At 60.7% G+C, this 19,853-nt stretch carries 10 protein-coding genes and 5 pseudogenes; 4 read left to right on the top strand and 11 right to left on the bottom strand.

What is annotated here, in order from left to right:
• Nucleotides 1-40: 40 nt before the first annotated feature.
• From coaD to rimP, 7 genes and pseudogenes are all read right to left on the bottom strand, one after another.
• Nucleotides 41-568, bottom strand: coding sequence for a pantetheine-phosphate adenylyltransferase (coaD, locus tag JCM25143_RS07900; protein WP_025860672.1), 528 nt, complete (start codon nucleotides 566-568; stop codon nucleotides 41-43).
• Nucleotides 565-3,361 (bottom strand): annotated as a pseudogene (gene gyrA / locus JCM25143_RS17900) (DNA gyrase subunit A). The gene coaD and the pseudogene gyrA overlap by 4 nt, the downstream one beginning before the upstream one ends.
• Before the next feature lie 242 nt (nucleotides 3,362-3,603).
• Nucleotides 3,604-4,089 (bottom strand): 30S ribosome-binding factor RbfA, encoded by a 486-nt coding sequence (gene rbfA, locus JCM25143_RS07890; RefSeq protein WP_025860670.1) that lies wholly within the window; start codon nucleotides 4,087-4,089, stop codon nucleotides 3,604-3,606.
• A pseudogene (gene infB / locus JCM25143_RS17895) lies at nucleotides 4,086-6,772 on the bottom strand (translation initiation factor IF-2). The gene rbfA and the pseudogene infB overlap by 4 nt, the downstream one beginning before the upstream one ends.
• 12 nt (nucleotides 6,773-6,784) lie before the next feature.
• Nucleotides 6,785-7,444, bottom strand: a complete 660-nt coding sequence (locus JCM25143_RS07880) for an RNA-binding protein (protein ID WP_025860669.1) — start codon at nucleotides 7,442-7,444, stop codon at nucleotides 6,785-6,787.
• A gap of 16 nt (nucleotides 7,445-7,460) precedes the next feature.
• Nucleotides 7,461-8,998 (bottom strand): annotated as a pseudogene (gene nusA, locus JCM25143_RS17890) (transcription termination factor NusA).
• Between the two features lie 30 nt (nucleotides 8,999-9,028).
• Nucleotides 9,029-9,646, bottom strand: coding sequence for a ribosome maturation factor RimP (gene rimP / locus JCM25143_RS07870; protein ID WP_025860667.1), 618 nt, complete (start codon nucleotides 9,644-9,646; stop codon nucleotides 9,029-9,031).
• Nucleotides 9,647-9,844: 198 nt separating this feature from the next.
• On the opposite strand from rimP, the gene JCM25143_RS07865 reads away from it, so the two are divergent.
• The 3 genes from JCM25143_RS07865 to JCM25143_RS07855 all read left to right on the top strand — a co-directional run bounded on the left by JCM25143_RS07865 (nucleotide 9,845) and on the right by JCM25143_RS07855 (nucleotide 12,737).
• Nucleotides 9,845-10,417: a hypothetical protein gene (locus JCM25143_RS07865; RefSeq protein ID WP_025860665.1), complete on the top strand. Its 573-nt coding sequence runs from the start codon at nucleotides 9,845-9,847 to the stop codon at nucleotides 10,415-10,417.
• Nucleotides 10,414-11,691 (top strand): AAA family ATPase, encoded by a 1,278-nt coding sequence (locus JCM25143_RS07860; RefSeq protein ID WP_025860663.1) that lies wholly within the window; start codon nucleotides 10,414-10,416, stop codon nucleotides 11,689-11,691. The genes JCM25143_RS07865 and JCM25143_RS07860 overlap by 4 nt, the downstream gene beginning before the upstream one ends.
• 83 nt (nucleotides 11,692-11,774) lie before the next feature.
• Nucleotides 11,775-12,737 carry a hypothetical protein gene (locus JCM25143_RS07855; protein ID WP_025860661.1) on the top strand — a complete coding sequence of 321 codons (963 nt, stop codon included), beginning with the start codon at nucleotides 11,775-11,777 and terminating at the stop codon, nucleotides 12,735-12,737.
• A 13-nt stretch (nucleotides 12,738-12,750) separates the two neighbouring features.
• On the opposite strand, the gene JCM25143_RS07850 is transcribed toward JCM25143_RS07855, so the two are convergent.
• From JCM25143_RS07850 to acnA, 4 genes and pseudogenes are all read right to left on the bottom strand, one after another.
• Nucleotides 12,751-13,677, bottom strand: a complete 927-nt coding sequence (locus JCM25143_RS07850) for a LysR family transcriptional regulator (RefSeq protein WP_025860660.1) — start codon at nucleotides 13,675-13,677, stop codon at nucleotides 12,751-12,753.
• A gap of 256 nt (nucleotides 13,678-13,933) precedes the next feature.
• On the bottom strand, nucleotides 13,934-15,400 hold the full coding sequence (locus JCM25143_RS07845) for an ABC transporter substrate-binding protein/permease (RefSeq protein WP_408735030.1): 1,467 nt from the start codon (nucleotides 15,398-15,400) through the stop codon (nucleotides 13,934-13,936).
• Nucleotides 15,401-15,582: 182 nt separating this feature from the next.
• Nucleotides 15,583-16,353: an amino acid ABC transporter ATP-binding protein gene (locus JCM25143_RS07840; protein WP_025860658.1), complete on the bottom strand. Its 771-nt coding sequence runs from the start codon at nucleotides 16,351-16,353 to the stop codon at nucleotides 15,583-15,585.
• Nucleotides 16,354-16,408: 55 nt separating this feature from the next.
• Nucleotides 16,409-19,101, bottom strand: a pseudogene (gene acnA / locus JCM25143_RS17885) (aconitate hydratase AcnA).
• Between the two features lie 396 nt (nucleotides 19,102-19,497).
• Here acnA and JCM25143_RS17880 point away from each other — a divergent pair.
• Nucleotides 19,498-19,853, top strand: a pseudogene (locus JCM25143_RS17880) (ABC transporter ATP-binding protein); the annotation flags it as partial.

The raw sequence follows: 19,853 nt of genomic DNA, 5'->3' as shown, positions 1-19,853 counted from the left end.
GTTGCAGATAACAGCAACACCCATGACACGTTATCGGTTTTCAACCCGCACGCATGGCCAGCCGCGCCAGAAGGCGCGCCTGCGTGGCCGGTGTTACAAATTCGGAAATATCGCCTTTATAACTGGCTATTTCCTTAACCAGACGGGACGATATGAACTGGGTTCTTTCTGATGCCATCAGAAAAACCGTTTCAATCCCGCCATCCAGCCTGCGGTTGACCCCACTCATCTGAATTTCATAGTCAAAATCAGACAAGACCCGCAGACCCCGGAAAATCAATGTCGCGCCATTGGCCCGCACGGCTTCCACCAGCAAGGAATGAAACGACACCACCACAATATCCGAACCAGTCCGCTGGCGTATGGAAGGCAAGGCCTCTTCCACGCAGAGCATGCGCTCATCCACCGGCATGAGTGGATTTTTACCGGGGTTGTGCGCAACCCCGATCACCAGACGGTCAACCAACCGCGCCGCCCGTTCGATCACGTCCAGATGCCCGGTCGTGACCGGATCAAACGTACCGGCGTAAAAACCGACCCGGCGCGCCACGGCTGGTCTGGCTATCATGCGCCGGAATCCGCTCCGCTTTCCTGAGCACCGTCCTCACCCTCATCATCCCCGTCATCCATAACAGGGAATACACTGGTAATACGCTCGCTATCATTCAGGCGCAGTACGGTCACACCGCTAGCCTGACGGGACATGACCCGCACCTGATCGACCGGCACGCGGATAAGCCGCCCGCCATCCGTCACCAGCATGACATCCGTGCCCGCCAGAACCGGCAGGGTTGCCGCAACCTCGGTTCCCCGCTTGGAGGCAGAGAAAGTCATGTTGGTAATGCCCTGACCACCACGCCCGCTGACACGGTAATCATAAGCGGAGGAACGACGGCCAAACCCACCATCGCTCACGATCAGCAGAATTTCCTCTGCTGCCTCAAGCTGTGCAAAGCGCTCGGCCGACAGCACGGTGGTGTCGGATACGGTTTCATCCTCACCCTCTTCCACCGTTGTAGCCAGATCGGCCTCATCAGCAGCCTCATCCCCGGCTTCGGCTGCATTTTCAGCACGGCGGCGGGCATTGGCCATGCGCAGATAAGCACTGCGCTCCTCCACCGTAGCGTCAACATGGTTGAGCACCGCAAGGCTGATCACCCGGTCGCCCGAAGCAAGGCGGATACCGCGCACGCCCGAAGAACCACGCCCGGCGAATACACGCAGGGTGTCATCCGTAATCTGGAAGCGGATGCAGCGCGCGCCCTTTGTAGCCAGAAACACATCCTGCCCTTCGCGACAGGTGGCAACACCAATCAGGCTGTCACCTTCATCAAGTTTCATGGCGATCATGCCGGAAGAACGGATATTGCGGAAATCGCTCAGCCTGTTCCGGCGCACATGCCCACTGGCCGTGGCAAAGACCAAGTGCAGGCTTTCCCACAACCCTTCATCCTGCGGCAGGGGCAACACGGCGGTAATGGCATCCCCGCCCAGATCGGGCAGCAGGTTGACCAGAGCACGGCCCTTGGCCGCAGGCCCCGCCTCTGGCAGACGCCAGACCTTCTCGCGGTACACCTTGCCACCTGAAGAGAAGAACATGACCCACTGATGGGTATGGGCATTAAAGGAACGCACCACGATATCATCACCGCGCGTACCAGCCCCCGTGCGGCCACGGCCACCACGGTTCTGGGCGCGGAATACATCCAGCGGGGTGCGCTTGATAAAGCCATCACGCGTGATGGTCACAACCATCTGCCCCGGCTCGATCAGGCTCTCATCATCCTGATCGCCATCATATTCGGCAATATCGGTCATGCGCGGCGTTGCCAGTTCGGCACGGGCGCGCTGCAATTCCTCGCACAGCACTTCCATGCGGCGGGGGCGGCTGCCGATAATCAGGAGCAGTTCGTTGATGCGGGTTGCCACATCCGACAGTTCCTGCTGGATCTTGTCGCGCTCAAGGCCGGTCAGGCGCTGCAGGCGCAGTTCCAGAATACCACGGGCCTGCGCTTCAGTCAGGCGCACCCGACCATCCACCACCACGTTGCCGTCATCATGAATGAGCGCCAGCAGCGGTTCGATCTCGCCTGCATCCCACGTAGCGGACATCAGCGCTTCACGCGCGCTGGCGGCATCCGGCGCCGCGCGGATCAGTGCGATCACCGCATCAATATTGGCCACCGCAATGACCAGACCCACCAGAATGTGCCCGCGGTCACGCGCCTTGCCCAGCTCAAAGCGCGAGCGACGCAGAATGACTTCCTCACGGAAGGCAATAAATGCCTCCAGCACATCTTTCAGCCCCATCAGGCGCGGCTGGCCGCCATCAAGGGCCAGCATGTTCACGCCAAACGATGTCTGAAGCTGAGTAAAGCGATAAAGCTGGTTAAGGACCACCTCAGGCGTTGCATCACGCTTGATCTCGATCACCACCCGCATGCCCGAACGGTCGGACTCGTCACGGATATCGGCAATGCCTTCGATCTGCTTGCCGCGCACCAGTTCAGCGATACGTTCCTGCAGGGTGGCCTTGTTCACCTGATAAGGAATTTCGCTCACCACAATGGCTTTGCGATCCTTGCGGATTTCCTCAATCTCGGCCTTGGCGCGGATGATGATGGAACCACGCCCCGTCGTATAGGCGCTGCGGATACCCGAACGCCCCAGAATGGTGCCACCTGTGGGGAAATCCGGCCCCGGCACATGCTCCATCAGCTCTTCAAGCGAAAGAGCCGGATTAGCAACCAGCGCCAGCGTGGCGTCTATGACCTCGCCCGGATTATGCGTAGGAATATTGGTGGCCATACCCACCGCAATCCCGGTCGCACCGTTGATAAGCAGGTTGGGGAAGGCTGCGGGCAGAACCGTGCTCATGCTCGCTTTCATCATAGTTGGGCTGGAAATCAACCGTGTCACGGTCAATATCATCCAGCAGGAAGGTGGAAGACTTGGCCAGCCGCGCTTCGGTATAACGCATGGCCGCCGGGCTATCGCCGTCAACCGAGCCAAAATTTCCCTGCCCGTCTATCAGACGCACACGCATGGACCACGACTGCGCCATACGCACCATGGCCTCGTAAATCGAGGAGTCACCATGCGGATGGTATTTACCCATCACGTCACCCACCGCACGGGCGGACTTGCGATAGGGCTTGTCGTGGGTGAACCCACTTTCGTGCATGGCGTAAAGAATACGCCTGTGCACGGGTTTCAGACCGTCGCGCACATCGGGCAACGCGCGGCTGACAATGACCGACATCGCATAAGCGAGGTAGGAGGAACGCATTTCCTCCTCAATGGTCACAGGCAGCAGGTCTGAAGGTTCCGGTGATCCGGCTTGGTCAGAAATCTCGGTCAAGGTTCATCCGTTCCGTCAAACGGCGCGAGCATCACGCCTGGTCTGTCCGCAAGCCGGTTGCCACGGCATGCACGGCCTTGTTCTAGCACACAAAGGCCCAAGCACCTAGCCTCTGCCGGAACGCGAAATCCCGCAGGGCCAACTCGGGCAAGGCCCACGGGGCTATATGATGTGGAAAAAACCTGAGCAGACCCAGCCGGGCCACAGAGTATGGATAAAACCGTAAGACTACCGCACGCGGCTCAGCGCGCGGTATCTTCCTCGTCATCCTCATCGACCTCGTCAGCCGCTTCGGAGCCAAGGTCACGCTGGACCTCAGGCAGACGCAGCAGCGTATCGACATGCATGGCCGTATCCAGCGCCGTATCGGCCTGAAAATGCAGCTCCGGCACCGTACGGATCCGTAGGGTGTGGGCAAGCTGCGTACGCAGCCAAGGAGCTACCCGCTTGAGAGCGGGCAGCAGAACCTCGACATCGCTCCGGCCCAGACGGGTGACAAAAACCGTGGCATGCCGGAAATCGGGCGAAAGCCGGACTTCTGTCACGGTAATGGACACACCAGCCAGTTCGGGATCACGAAAAGCCGAACGCGCAAAGACTTCGGCCAGCACACGCCGGACTTCCTCACCTACGCGCAACTGACGCTGTGAGGGGCCTGATGTTGAAAGACCGGCGAGATACCCCGCCGGTCCTCCTGTCTTGCCGTTTGTTCCGTTCCGTCGGCTCATGCCGGAACCAGTTCGCTTTCGAAGCACTCAACGACATCGCCTTCGCGCAGGTCATTATACCCGGCAAAAGACAGGCCGCATTCGTACGAGCGCGCCACTTCCTTGACATCGTCCTTGAAGCGCTTGAGCTGGCTCAGGTCACCTTCATGGATCACAACGCCATCACGCAGCAGACGCACGCCGCAACCGCGCTTGACCACGCCTTCGGTAACATAGCAACCCGCGACCTTGCCGATCTTGCTGATTTCGAAAACCCTGCGGATTTCGGCATAGCCAAGGAACTTCTCGCGATGCTTGGGCGCCTGCTTGCCGCGCACCAGTGCTTCCACATCGTCCGCCACCTGATAGATGATGGAGTAGTAGCGGATATCGACACCTTCACGCTGCGCAAGCTGGCGAGCCTGCACCGTGGCGCGCACATTGAACGCCACGATAACGGCATCAGACGCCTTGGCAAGCTGCACATCGCTTTCCGTAATCTGGCCGACCGAGGCGTTGAGAACGCGCACGCCCACTTCCTCGTTGGCCAGTTTCAGCACCGTAACCTGAAGCGCTTCCGCCGAACCCTGCACGTCGGCCTTGATCAGAACGGAAACTTCCTTCTGATCGCCTGCCTGAATACGGGCCAGCATCTGATCAAGCGTGCCGCGTGCGGCAACCTGACCGGCTACCTGATGTTCCTTGAGCTTACGCTGACGGAACTCGGAAATTTCACGCGCACGGTTTTCGTTATCGACCACCACAAACGGTGCCCCAGCCGCCGGCACACCGGACAGACCAAGAATTTCCACCGGCATAGACGGGCCAGCCGCATCCACCTGTGCACCGTGGTCATTGACCAGCGCACGGACACGACCCCATTCGGACCCGGCCACAACGATATCGCCCTTGCGCAGGGTGCCCTTCTGGACCAGCACCGAAGCAACGGAGCCACGGCCACGATCCAGACGGCTTTCGATCACGGAGCCTTCGCCCGGACGATCGGGGTTAGCCCGCAGTTCCAGAATTTCCGCCTGAAGCAGAATGGCTTCTTCCAGCTTGTCCAGACCAGTCCGCTTGAGAGCCGAGACCTGAATATCCTGCACATCGCCACCGAGGGATTCCACCACGATCTCGTGCTGGAGCAGTTCCTGGCAGACCCGTTCAGGCTTCGCACCGGGCTTGTCGATCTTGTTGATGGCAACAATCATCGGCACGTTGGCGGCCTTGGCATGCTTGATGGCTTCGATCGTCTGCGGCATCACGCCGTCATCCGCTGCCACCACCAGCACCACCACGTCAGTCATGGACGCGCCACGGGCACGCATGGCCGTAAACGCTTCATGTCCGGGTGTATCAAGGAAGGTGATCTTCGAACCCGAAGCTAGCGTAACCTGATAGGCACCAATATGCTGGGTAATGCCACCCGCTTCGCCAGCAGCCACATCCGTGGTGCGCAGCGCATCGAGCAGAGAGGTCTTACCGTGGTCGACATGACCCATGACCGTCACGACAGGTGCACGCAGAACCATTTCCTCAGGCGTGTCTTCCACACCCTCGATACCCAGTTCCACGTCGGCTTCAGACACGCGGCGCACGCGGTGGCCGAATTCTTCAACCACCAGTTCCGCCGTATCGGCGTCGATCGACTGCGTTACCGTCGCCATGACACCCATTTTCATGAGCGCCTTGATAACCTCACCCTGACGGGCGGCCATACGGTTGGCGAGTTCCTGCACCGTAATCGTTTCGGGCAGAATAACATCGCGCACGACCTTCACCTGATCGGAGCGCAGGCGTTCCAGCTCGGCCTGACGGCGTTCACGTTCACGCTGACGACGCACGGAGGCGAGCGAACGGGTCTTGTCATCATCCCCTTCGATCGCGGCCTGCACGTCAATACGACCCGCACGACGCCCACCACCGGTATCAGCCTTGCGACCGCCGCTGTTGCTCTTACGGTTGCTCGGCACCACCTTGCGAGACGGGCTGCTGCGACGCTGCTCGTCTTCACTCTCGGCACCACGGCCACCACGCAGGCGCAGGGTCTGGGCGGCACCGTCCTTATCGGCGGCACCCGCTGCATCAGCCGCAGGGCGGCTGGCAGGCGCGGGTGTGGGACGCAGCGGCTTGGCAGGCATGATGGCACGTTCGGCCAGCGGGCGCAGACGCCCGACCGGCGGTGCCAGCGTGACTTCACCCGGAATGGGCACGGCCGAAACAACGGGCGCCTTCATTTCAAGCGGGCGGATCGCATCGATCCGGGCCTTGCGCTCTGCCTCTTCCTCGGCCTCACGTTCGGCCTGGGCTTCCTCAGCAGCGCGCTTGTCTTCCTCTTCCTTACGGCGGGCTTCTTCCGCTGCGGACAGGATACGGATCTTTTCGGCTTCACGCTGAGCAGCTTCACGCTGGGCAGCCAGTTCCGCTTCTTTTTTCTGCTCGTCCAGCACGCGCTGACGCATGGCCAGTTCGGCCGCTGTCAGCGTCCGCCCTGCACCTGCACGCGCACCACCCGAACGGCCACCCGCTCCAGCAGGTTGGCGCCACGCTTTTTGCGCACCTCAACCTGCACAACCTTGGAGCGGCCATGACTGAAACTCTGTCGCACGGACCCGGCATCGACCGTACGCCCGACCTCCGAACGTCCTGCCGGTCGAAGGGACAGACGTCCCTTGCCCTGATCCTGATCCTTGCCTTCGCTCATTGATCCGCCTGTTCAAACCCGTCCGCCGGAAAGGTCCGGTGAACCCAGGAGGCGCGCTTGCGCCACTCCCGTAAAACGCTTGTTTTCACAACACAACCGCGTAGCCAGCCCGCCGGCTGCCAGCGCCACATTCACAACACGCTCACGCCCGAAAACCTTTGCCAGATCCTCGGATGTCAACGCATCGACAACAGGAGTATCGCGCCGTCCTGAAAGCAGGCGCTCAAGCTCCTCCTGGCTTCCGTCTCGAGCGTGAACAACAACACCAGCCTTACGCTGGGTTACCCATTCACGCGCCTTGACGAAACCACTGACCGCCTGACCGGCTCTTCGCGCCAGCCCGACAACCTCGATCATCCGCCGGGCCAGACCTGCTTCCACTTGGGAGAGCAAATCTTCCGGCACAACCACCTGTGCACGCGCCGCACGGGAAAACACCCCCTTGGCGCGGGCCTGTTCTATCACATCCCGCCGGGCACTCAACCAGATTCCCCGTCCCGGCAGACGCGCATCCAGATCAGGCACCACAACCCCGCCAGGCGAGAGAACAAACCGAACCATAAGTTCGGGCTGCCCCTGCTCGCGCGTCAGAACACAGCGTCTATGACTGGCTTTCCGTTCATCCGCAAGGGTCAGGGCCTCAGGCCCCTCCTTCGGGGTGGCTCTCCACACTCACTCCGGCGTCAGTTCAGGCGTTGCCGTCCTGGCTCTCAGGGGACTTTCCTGCGTCACCATCAAACCAGTGCGCGCGTGCTGCCATGACAATTTCGTTGGCGGCTTCTTCATCAACGGCATCAGCCCGAGAAGCTCGACCAGTTCATCACCTGCCAGATCGGCCAAGTCATCGAGGCTTTTTACACCCTTTTCGCCCAATGTCACAAGCATCTGATTCGTAAACACGCCCAGACCTGCGATCTCGTCGACAACGCCAAGCTCACGGCGGCGGTCGTCCAGCTTTTCTTCCTGCCGCACCAGATAAGCTTCTGCGCGCTGCATCAGCTCCTGCACGACCGATTCGTCAAAGCCTTCGATTCCCCCCAGCTCGTCAGGATCGGCATAAGCCAGTTCCTCGACACTGTGGTACCCTTCAGTCACGAGCAGGCCCGCGATCACGTCATCCACATCCAGCGCTTCAACAAACTGTGCGGTCCGGCGGCGGAATTCTTCCTGACGACGTTCCGATTCCTCGGCTTCGGTCAGAATATCGATATCCCAGCGGGTCAGCTGGCTGGCCAGACGCACGTTCTGCCCACGACGGCCGATAGCGAGAGAAAGCTGGTCATCCGGCACGACAACCTCGACGCGCCCGGCTTCCTCATCCATCACCACCTTGCTGACTTCAGCCGGAGCCAGCGCATTCACCACGAAGGTCGCAGCCTGCGGGCTCCACGGAATGATGTCGATTTTCTCGCCCTGCAGTTCGGCCACAACCGCCTGCACGCGTGAACCACGCATACCAACGCAGGCCCCCACCGGGTCGATCGAAGCATCACGCGAGATCACGGCCATTTTCGCACGCGAACCGGGGTCACGCGCCACGGCCTTGATTTCGATAATGCCGTCGTAGATTTCAGGCACTTCCTGCGCAAACAGCTTGGCAAGGAACGCCGGATGCGTGCGGGACAGGAAAACCTGCGGGCCACGCGTCTCGTCACGCACATCGTAGATATAGGCACGCACGCGATCAGAGTTACGGAACGTCTCGCGCGGGATCAGTTCATCACGCCGCAGCAGGGCTTCGGCAGAACCGATCTCGACCAGCAGGTTGCCGTATTCGGTGCGCTTGACCGTGCCGTTGACGATTTCGCCCACACGGTCCTTGAACTCGTTGTACTGGCGCTTGCGCTCATATTCACGCACGCGCTGGACAATCACCTGCTTGGCGGTCTGGGCTGCAATACGCCCGAAATCGATCGGCGGCAGCGGATCGATCAGATATTCGCCAGCCTGAATTTCAGGGCGGAAGCGCTGCGCAATCGACAGGGCGATCTGCGTATCTTCATTTTCGACCTGATCCACCACTTCCGTCCAGCGGGACAGGCGAACCTCGCCCGAGCGGCGATCGATCGTGGCGCGAATGTCTTTTTCGTGCCCGTATTTGGCGCGTCCGGCTTTCTGGATGGCCTGCTCCATGGCCTCCAGAACCTCTTCACGCTCAATGCCTTTCTCGCGCGAGACGGCGTCCGCCACCAGCAGCAGTTCAGGACGGGAAACAGAGGTATCCATGCTCTCAGCTCTCCAAAACAGGCAGCGCCATCAATGCACCTTGCGACCGGACGGACCAGAGGCCTGCGGCCCCTCCCCATCCACGTCTGTATCATCCTGCCCGTTCACCTCGGGGTTCTCCCCTTCGGTGGCGGGACGGGCCATTTGCGCGCTGGCCTCGATCAACGCATCGGTCAGAACCAGACGTGCGCGGCGAATTTCGCCCAGCGGCAGCGCCACTTCCGAACCGTCATCCAGCCGCATACGTGCGGCCGTGCCATCGCAGCCCAGCACCACACCGGCAAAACGCCGCCGCCCGTCGAGCGGCACCAGCATTTCCGCGCGGGCCTGATGGCCAGCAAAACGTTCCCAATCCTTGGCGCGGGTCAGCGGACGGTCAATCCCCGCGGAGGACACTTCCAGCGTCCATGCACCGGGAATCGGGTCTTCCACGTCCATGACCGCGCCAACCGCATGGCTGATGCGCTCACAATCCTCAACATTGATCAGCATGCCATCGGCCCGGTCAGCCATGATCTGCACGGTTGGGCGCTCACGCCCGAGCACCGCCACACGCACGACCTCATACCCCATTGCCTCAATAGCAGGGGAAATCATGGCGGCTAGGCGGCCTTCAAGGCCACCATGGGCGGAAAGATCTGTGTCCAATGCAAAATCAGGCGGCCCGTCAAGGCCACCCCCCGAAACTTTTGGCTGAATTGAAGAAGGATGAAGCTCTCTCTAGAACACCTGCCCCCAAACCGCAAGAGGAAGAAAAATCTGCTGTTCGGTGCTACAATATCGCCATGATTTTGGCATGATGATGCTGCATATTTGCAACGGCTCAGCGTGGAGGCTGATACACGCATGAACAAACCGGCCGACCCCGCGCCAACACCCCAGCCCGCCATACAGCCCCGCAGCGGGCGAGCGGTCATGCTTGGAGCCGCGTTCTGTCTTATGGCCGCCGGGTGGGCCGGTTTTCACGCCATGGCCCCGGCCAAACAGACCGATGCGACACAGGATAACGCTACGCAGGATGTGCAGGGCCAGTCCGCCATGCCACTGCGCATGATCGCCCCCGAGCAGGCGGCGCAGGCCCTCGCGGCCTCGGGCTACTCGGCCAAGGAGCAGGCGGATATTCTGGCTGCCGTCAAACGGCGTGATCTGCGGCTGCTGGCCATGCCCATTTACGATGCCGCGGGCACGGGGGGCACCGTCAGCGTGCTCTGTGGCCCATGGCAGCGCACGGTTCCCCTGAGTGCCACGCCTACAACGGTCATCCTGCCCATTGCCATGGCGGGCAGCGTCGATATTGTAGGCCTTTCATCCCAAGGGGTAACGGGCATCAATAGCGGCATTATTACCGCTTTTGGCCCGCAGGTTCTGCCGCCGCTCTCCAATGGGCAACATCTGCATGTTTCGGTTATCGCGCAATGAAAGACCTTATGCCCACGCTGAACCGGTTCATGCCGCTGATGATGGTCATCTTTCTGGTGCTGGCCAGCATCCAGATCGCCATTTCGCTGCATCTGTCCCTGCATGGACTTTTACACGTTCTGCAATGGGGTGCGGCCATATGGCCAGTACTGGCAGCAACAGGACTGGCATTCAGTATTGCCGGTCTGCTGTTTGAAACGCGCTCTGAAAAAATCGCCCGCAAGGGCCTTCTCCGCCGACGGGGCTTTATCATGGATGTTCTTGCCAGACTGACCAACCGCGCCGCCCTTGAAGAAATGCTGGCGCGCGAGCAGCGCGAAACCACGATCGACGCCGAGGAACTAGCCGCGAATCTGCGCGCCCGCGTAATCGGGCAGGATCAGGTATGCGAAGATATGGCAACCCAGCTCCGCCGCCGTCTGGCGTTGCAGGTACGGGGCAAGCCTGTTGGCATTTTCCTGCTCGCAGGTCCGCCCGGTACCGGCAAGACCTATCTGGCCAAGCAGCTTTCACGCCAGCTTGACCGCCCCTTGCTGCATTTCGACATGACGCAGATGAGCAGCCCCCATGCTGCAACGCAGCTTTTCGGCTCGCCCAAGGGCTATGTCGGCTCTGACACCTACGGCAAGCTGACCGGCGGCCTGCAGGAAAAGCCCGATGCCGTGGTGCTGCTCGATGAAATCGAAAAAGCCCACCCGGATGTTTTCAAGAAATTCCTGACAGCCTGGAACGATGGCCATGTGACCGAGGCCTCCACCGGGCAGCAGGTCTCCACCGTGCGGGCCATTTTTATTCTGACCTCCAACATTGCTACGGAAGCACTGGCCGATATTGCCCGCCGCCTGCAGGACGACCCCGACCGCATGCGCGCCGAATCGGTAGAAGCTCTGCGTCAGGCAGGCTTCGCCCCCGAAGTGCTGAACCGGCTCGACCGCATTTTTGTTTTCCGCCCGCTACAGGGACTCGACATTGCCCGTGTCGCGGCGCTGGAAATCGAAAACATGATCGAAAGCTACGGGCTGAAGGTCGAGACCGGCGGAATCGACGCGGCCCTGCTGATGGATATCATGCGCCGCATGAGCCGCATGGGCGATGCCGCATCTGCCCGCGATCTCGCCCGTGGTGTGGAAGACATGATCAGCGAATCCCTGATTATCGCCCGCCAGCAGGGGGCCAGCATGGTGCGTCTGGTCAAGGAAGAAGACGGCACGGTTGCCGCCAAAGCTGCGGGCGGTAGCCGGTCTGACTCGCTCTCGCCCCGCCTTACGCCCTGATGCCAGAAATCGCCCTGATATCTGGCGTGCTGCCCCTGTCTGTTCTGCCCGCACACGCGCGGGCCTGTTTCTAGGTTTACCGGATGTCCGCTTTCACCCGCTTGTGGCGCCGTGCGCCGTTATGGCGCGCCACCGTGCTGGCCACCGGCGTTACCACTGCGCTGAGTGTTCTGGTGCCCGCCCCATGGCTGGCCAGCAGCCTGCCTGCCTATACCGGGCTGACATCACGTATCCAGCATGCACTGGGCATGGGGGGGCAAAGCGGCGCGGATGGTGATGACGCACTCCACCCGCAGGACGATCACCGCACCATTTCCGTGCCCCCGGTCGATGCCCAGATGGAAGGCCGGGTTTCGTTTATCGGCAAGGATATTCCGCTGCCCGCTGGCAAGTGGCACCCGCTGCTGACCTATCAGGATGATCTTTCCCACGGCGAAATCATGACCGCGATTTATGTGCGCACGAATGATGGAATCGTAACGGGCCTGCTGATTTTGCAGGGCACCTCACAATCGCTGCCCATGGCGGACACCATGCCCATTCAGGGGCAGTGCACCAGCTCCTTTGCCTTCATGACCCGCTCACAGCCAATGGATGGCAGCCATTCGGAATGCTGGCTCACCTCGCCCATACGAATCGTCAACGGGTTTTTCCTGACATCCGACCCTGCCCTGCAGCAGCTGGTAAGCTCGCCCTTCTTTATTCCTGCGGCGGTAGAGCGGCTGAATATTCAGGGCTACACGCTACCCAGCGTGCTGGTGGATGCGGCATGGAACCGGATTGAAAAACGCGCGCCGGATTCCCGTGCCGATTTTCTGAGCGTGCATCTGCTCACCAGCCCGGCCCCACCCGGCAGCACCCGCGCACCCGGCGCGCCGGAAAACTGGACACGGACCGGTATGCGGGATTCGGCTGCTGTCTCTGATTTTGTGCAGCGCACCAATGAGTGGATTCAGGACTGGTCGCCCTACCTGCTGAAGGCGTTCGAGGGCCAGCAGGTAACGCCACCCGCTTCAGCGGCGGAAGACCCCGGATTCCGGGGCTAACGCCGCCCGTCCTTCAGGCCATTGCGGGTGCCAGTACCTCTGGTGGATCATCGCGCAATACGTCGGCTGATACATCAATCAGGAAGTCCAGCACGGTGCGGGTGCGCAGCGGCAGGGTGCGCGGGCCGGTATGCACGGCATAGAACGGCAGAGATGGAATATTCCAGTCCGGGAAAAGCCGGACAAGACGGCCCTCCCTGAGTGCATCCCGAACCTGAAAATGAGGCAGAAGCCCAATGCCAAGCCCCGCTTCCACCGCGTACAGCACGGCCTCGCTGGTATTGGCACGGAACACGGCGCTGGGCGCAATCACGCTTTCCTCGCCATCGCGCTCGAAATTCCAGTCCAGCCAGCTACTACCGTAATTATAGACAACACCGGGGTAATTGGTCAGCTCCCGCGGGTGTTCGGGCATGTGGTAGCGCGCCATGCAGTCAGGCGATGCCACCAGACATTTACGCACCATGCCCAACTTGCGCGCAATAAGCGAACCCACAGCGATTTCGCCCACGCGCACCGCAAGGTCCAGCCCTTCTTCCACCAGATCGCCAAACGCATCGCGCATGACAATTTCGACTGACAGGTCGGGGTGGCGGTCCAGCAATTCGCCCAGCCTGCGGCTCAGGCACAGGCCGAACGCCGTGGTAACGCCCAGCCGCACCAGACCGGAAACCGAGGCACGCCTGCGCCCCAGAACGGTTTCCGCCGTTTCGAGAATTTCCAGCACTTCGTACGCATGCGGCAGAAGGCTGCGGCCATCTTCCGTCATGGTCAGGCTGCGGGTTGTCCGGGCAAACAGCGTTGTGCCGTAATGGCTTTCAAGCAGGGCAATATGCCGGGAAATGGTGGGTTGACTAACCCCCGTCTCACGCGAGACAGCGGAAAAAGAGCCTGTTGCGGCAACGCGCACAAAGCTATGGAGCGCAGAAAGTAGGTCCATGGATACCCGGTCTATTCCCCAGAACGCGGCCAGACCGGCACAATGCCGCCCAATCCGCCGGACCGTGCCGCGCCCGCCCTACTTCAATGCCATGGCGCAACAACAATCCGCCCCCCTGCACGCCCCCAGAACCAGAGGCGACAGGTCCGGTTTACCGTTTTGTTTTGCAGCAAGCCGGAATGTGAGACAATACATCCGCCCCCCGGCTGGCCCCATACGGCCCATGCGCCAGACGCATAAGCCAGACCGCTTTAATCTAGCGACGCCGCGTATGAGGGGATGCCAACCTACGCTCCGCCAGTTTGGCCAGCCGCACGAAAGGCAGCCCCAATAGGAGATAGGCCAGCCCCACCATCAACCCCGTTCCGAAATAATCGAAATAGGTGGAAGACAGGCGGATATAGGTCTGGGTGAGTTCTGTCAGGGTAATCACACTAACAAGTGAGGAGTCCTTGAGCAGGGAAATAAAGTCATTGGTCATGACCGGCATGACCAGACGGAATGCCTGCGGCACCACCACATAGCGCAGGGCCTGTACATGCGTCATGTTCAGCGCCATTGCGGCTTCCGTCTGCCCAAAGGCTACGGATTGCAGCCCGGCCCGGTAATTTTCGGCCTCATAGGCGGCATAGTTCATGCCAAGGCTGATCACACCCGCCACAAACGGTGTCAGGCTCACCCCGCATTGCGGCAGGCCATAGAAAATCAGTAGCACCTGAATAAGCAAAGGCGTGCCGCGTACGATCTCGACATAACAGGCGGCCAGCCACGCAAGCGGCGCTGGGCCGTACAGACGCACCAGCGCCAGCACCAGCCCCAGAGCCACAGCCAGCACCATGGCGCTGAGAGACACCAACAGGGTCAGCCACGCGGCGCGAACAAGCTGCGGAATAAAGCCCACATAACGCTCAAGCTTCACGCGCCAGCCGGTTTTGCCCTGAATTTCAGCCACATAGGAATAAAATGCTGTGGGCGGGATATCCAGCACGCTGTCATCGCCGGTCAACTGCACCATTTCGGGGGTCCACAGGTCCCACCGCGCCAGCACGCGGTGGAGGGTGCCATCCGTGCGCATGGCCGCAAGTGCAGCATTCACCCTGCCACGCAGGGCCTCATTCTGTCCCTTTTCGAAAGCAATACCGTATTCCACCCGCCCGATCGGTTCTCCCACCACATGCAGGGCCGGGTTTGTATCCCCATAATATTTGGCGATGGGGCCATCGAGCAGAACCGCATCCGTGCGACCGTTCACGAGGTCCATGAACGCATCGCTTTCCTCTTCATAAGTGCGCAGTTCCACATTTGGATTGCGCCCCAGAATCTGGGCGGCCTGCGTATCCTTGAGCGTGCCCACGGCATGGCCGGACAGCGAGGCCAGAGTGGTAAGCTGTGGCCCCTTGCGGCGGACAGTCAGCCGCTCGGATGTGACGTAATAGGGGTCACTGAAATCAATCGAATCGGCATGTTCGGCGGTCATCTCGATCCCGCAGATGACCATTTCATACAGGCCGCGCTGCAGGCCGGGAATCAGCCCGTCCCAGTCGTTCTGCACGAACTGGAACGGCACCCCCATATGCCGCTGCATTTCCTGCATCAGATCGTATTCGAACCCGGTCAACCGTTCAGGCTTGGCGGGGTCGTGGAAGGTATAGGGCACATCGGCCGATGAATCGGCCGCCCAGCGCACGGTCTGCTGGGCTGCGGCTTTGTCTTGCGCCGCCATAGCCCGCCCGCCGGACAGAAGCCCCGCCGCGACAAACCACACCATAAGCACCAGACCGACCATGCGCAGGGCAGCACCCCATGCAGTCGCCAGCACAGGAGCCGAAAATACGGCATGACCGTATCGCGGGTCGAAAATCATCCCTCGCGCACCATCAGGCTCGCAAACAGGCATAGGCTGCCTCATAATACGGTTCTCAGGAAACGTCGGGTTCGTTCATCCTGCGGGTTGACGAACAGCTCCTCCGGCGGGGCCGCCTCAACCACATGGCCTGCATCCATGTAAATGACGATATCGGATGCAAGCCGGGCAAAACGCATGTCATGGGTGACGACAATCTGGGTCATGCCTTCATCATCCAGCGTGCGCATGACCCCCAGCACTTCCTCGGCCACGATGGGGTCAAGGGCTGAAGTGGGTTCATCGTACAGCATGATTTCAGGACGCATGGCCAATGCGCGGGCAATGGCGGCCCGCTGCTGCTGCCCGCCCGACAGCGAAACCGGATACCGCCCGGCTACCTGACCCAGCCCCACTTTTTCCAGAAGGGCCATGGCCTCGTCGCGCATGGCGGCGGTTCGCTCCCGCTTGACCACACGGGGGGCCAGCAGAACATTGTCGAGCACTGTCAGATGAGGAAACAGGTTAAAGCTCTGGAACACCATGCCCACATGGGTTCGCAGCCTGTGGGCCGCGTGCTCATCCGCCCGCCGCCACGGCCCGCCATCACGGGTGATGCTGACACCCAGCACACTCACCCGCCCGCGGTCAGGTCTTTCAAGAAAATTCAGGCAGCGCAGAAATGTGGATTTACCACAGCCTGAAGGGCCGATGATCGAAACCAACTCCCCCTTGCGTACCTCGATTGAAACCCCGGCCAGAATTTCATCTTCGCCGAAGCTCTTATGAATTTGCTCTGCGTGCAGAACAACAGGGTCTTCAACGCAAACCACCGGCCCGGTATCAACCGGGCCGGTGGCCTGAATATCACCCTGGGCAGAAAATCTGTCAGGCAGCTTTCGTCATCCCGCGCAAGACGTACTGGAGGATGCCACCATGCCTATAATATTCGACCTCGTCCAGAGTATCGACACGGCACAGAAGCGGTACGTCCTGCGTGGAACCATCCGCACGGGTAATGACCATGGTCACATCCATACGGGGAGAGAGTTTATCAACGCCCTTGATGCTGATGGTCTCATCGCCCTTCAGCCCGAGGGTCTTGCGATCCGTGCCGGGCTTGAAGACCAGCGGCAGAACGCCCATGCCCACCAGATTGGAGCGGTGAATACGCTCGAAGCTTTCCGCCACGACCGCCTTGACGCCCAGCAGCAACGTGCCTTTGGCCGCCCAGTCACGCGAGGAACCCATGCCGTATTCCTTGCCGCCAATCACGACCAGGGGCACACCTTCCTTCTTGTATTCCATGGCCACATCATAGATGGAGCCTTCCTTCCCATCAGGGAAATGCTTGGAATACCCGCCTTCGGTGCCCGGCAGCATCTCGTTCTTGATACGGATGTTGGCAAAGGTACCACGCACCATGATGCGGTCATTACCACGGCGAGACCCGTAGGAGTTGAAGTCCTTGGGATCGACCCCGTGCTCGATCAGATAACGCCCGGCCGGGGAATCCTTTTTAATGGAACCGGCGGGAGAAATATGATCGGTGGTGATGTTGTCGCCCAGCAGGGCAAGCAGGCGCGCACCTTCGATATTGCCCGGCGCGACCGGCTCCACCGCCATGTCCTTGAAGTAGGGCGGGTCCTGCACATAGGTGGACTTGGGGTCCCAGCTATAGGTTTCAGACCCGGTAACGACCTTGAGCCCCTGCCATTCCTTGGTGCCCTTGGACACATTGGCATAACGCTTGATGAACTCCTCACGCGAGATGGCGGAGGCGATCAGGTCGGCAATTTCCTTGTTGGAAGGCCAGATATCCTTCAGATACACCGGCTTGCCGTCCTTGGACGTGCCCAGTGGCTCCGTGGTGATATCCTTGCGCATGGTGCCCAGCAGCGAATACGCCACAACCAGCGGCGGGCTGGCCAGATAGTTGGCGCGAACGTTGGGGGAAATGCGGCCCTCAAAGTTACGGTTACCCGACAGCACCGACACAGCCACGAGGTTATTGTTCTCGATGGCATCAACAATATGGCCCGGCAGCGGGCCGGAATTGCCAATGCAGGTGGTGCAGCCGTAACCCACGGTGTTGAAGCCCATGGCATCCAGATCAGCCGTAAGGCCGGAGCGGTTCAGATAATCTGTCACCACCAGCGAACCGGGGGCGAGCGAGGTCTTGACCCAGGGCTTGGGTGTCAGGCCCAGAGCCCGCGCCTTGCGTGCGACCAGACCCGCTGCAATCAGCACCGCCGGGTTGGAGGTGTTGGTGCATGAGGTAATGGCGGCGATGACGATATCGCCCTGACCCAGATCGTAATTGGTGCCTGCAACCGGCACCTTCTTGTCTGCCTCGCCTGCGGGTACGCCGAGCGAAGTTGTCAGTTCCTTTTCGAATTCGACCTTCGCGCTGCGCAGTTCCACACGATCCTGCGGGCGCTTGGGGCCAGCGAGCGACGGTACGACACTACCCAGATCCAGTTCCAGAATATCGGTAAACACCGGCTCAGGTGTTTCACTCGTGCGGAACATGTCCTGCGCGCGCAGGTATTCTTCCACCAGCTTGATGCGATGTTCGTCACGGCCGGTCTGGCGCAGGAAGTCCAGCGTCAGCACATCAACCGGGAAGAAGCCGCAGGTCGCGCCATATTCCGGAGCCATGTTGGCGATGGTCGCACGGTCGGCCACGGCAGATGGTCAAGAGCGGGTCCAAAGAACTCGACAAACTTGCCCACCACGCCTTTCTTGCGCAGCATCTGGGTGACGGTCAGCACCAGGTCGGTGGCGGTCGCCCCTTCGGGCAACTTGCCGGTCAGGCGGAAACCGATCACATCAGGGATCAGCATCGCGATCGGCTGGCCCAGCATGGCCGCTTCCGCTTCGATACCACCCACACCCCAGCCCAGAACGCCCGCACCATTAATCATGGTGGTGTGGCTGTCCGTGCCATACAGGGAGTCGGGGTAGACATAGTCCTTGCCGCCGACATTGGCCGTCCAGGCCACCTGCGCGATGTATTCGAGGTTCACCTGATGGCAGATGCCAGTATCAGGCGGCACAACGGAGAAGTTCTCGAACGCTTCCTGCCCCCAGCGCAGAAAGGCATAGCGCTCGGCATTACGTTCGAATTCGAGGGTGATGTTTTCCTGCAGGGCATCTTTCGTCCCCGCGAAATCCACCATCACCGAATGGTCGATCACCAGATTGACCGGCACCAGCGGGTTCACCTTCTGCGGGTCGCCCTTGAGGTTCACAATGCCGTCGCGCATGGCTGCAAGGTCAACCACACCCGGAACACCGGTGAAGTCCTGCATAAGAATACGGGAGGGCTTGAAAGGCACTTCCTTAGTGCTGCACCCCTTTGGTAGCCAGCCGGCAATGGCTTTGGCATCGTCCACGCTGTAGGAGCGACCATCCTCGAAACGCAGGATGTTCTCCAGCAGAACCTTGAGCGAGACCGGCAGACGGCTGACGTCGCCAATGGTCTTTGCCGCTTCAGGAATGGAGAAGTAATGATAGGTTTTGCCGTCTACCGTAAGGGTGCGGCCTGTTTTGAGTGTATCGTGCCCAACCGATTTCATAGTTGTTCTCTCCCCGATCACAGCCGATGGCTGGTGATGCGTTCAGGACACCGCCGCATGGTGCGTCATGCCTTGTCCGGTCCGGTCAAACCCGGCAGCGCCGGACAATCGGCTTGCTATCCCGTCGGGGCTAGAACATACCGGCACTGGTAAAAGGCACAAGCGGGTAAGCAACCACGAGAGCGAGAGCTTTCATGCTTTCCCAGTCCTGCCTTGGTAACAATAAGGAGAAGTCCGATCTCCGCCGCTCCGCCCCTTCCCCCGTCAGGTCAGAGGCCTCTTGCTGGCACCGCCGCGCCGGGTGAATCCGCCACACACCTGCCGCACGCCATGCCGGATTCCGCACAACACAGACCTGCCCTTGTAGCGCAGGACCTTATGGTCTTCCGGGGCGACAGGCTGGTGCTCGATACACTCAGCCTGAGCCTGAACACGGGCGAAGCCCTGCTGCTGACAGGGCCGAACGGTGCGGGCAAATCCACCCTGCTGCGGGTACTGGCCGGGCTGCGCCAGCCGGATTCGGGTGCTCTGCTCTGGCATGGCCAGCCCACCCGAAACGACCGCGGCGCCCATGCCGGGCGCGTTGCCTATCTGGGCCATCAGGAAGCACTCAAACCCGGCCTGAGCGTGCGCGAAAACCTGAGCCTGTTTGCCGCAGCGGGGCAGCTTGCCGCCCAGCTCCGCAGGCAGGACGGCAGCACCGATTCCTATACAAGCCCGTATGACCTGCCCGCCGCGCTGGCGGCCATGGA

The sequence above is a fragment of the Acetobacter papayae JCM 25143 genome, from assembly GCF_000613285.1.
Lineage (GTDB): Bacteria > Pseudomonadota > Alphaproteobacteria > Acetobacterales > Acetobacteraceae > Acetobacter > Acetobacter papayae.
Note: the sequence above shows the minus strand (reverse complement) of the source record. Positions and strands in the feature narration are given on the sequence as shown.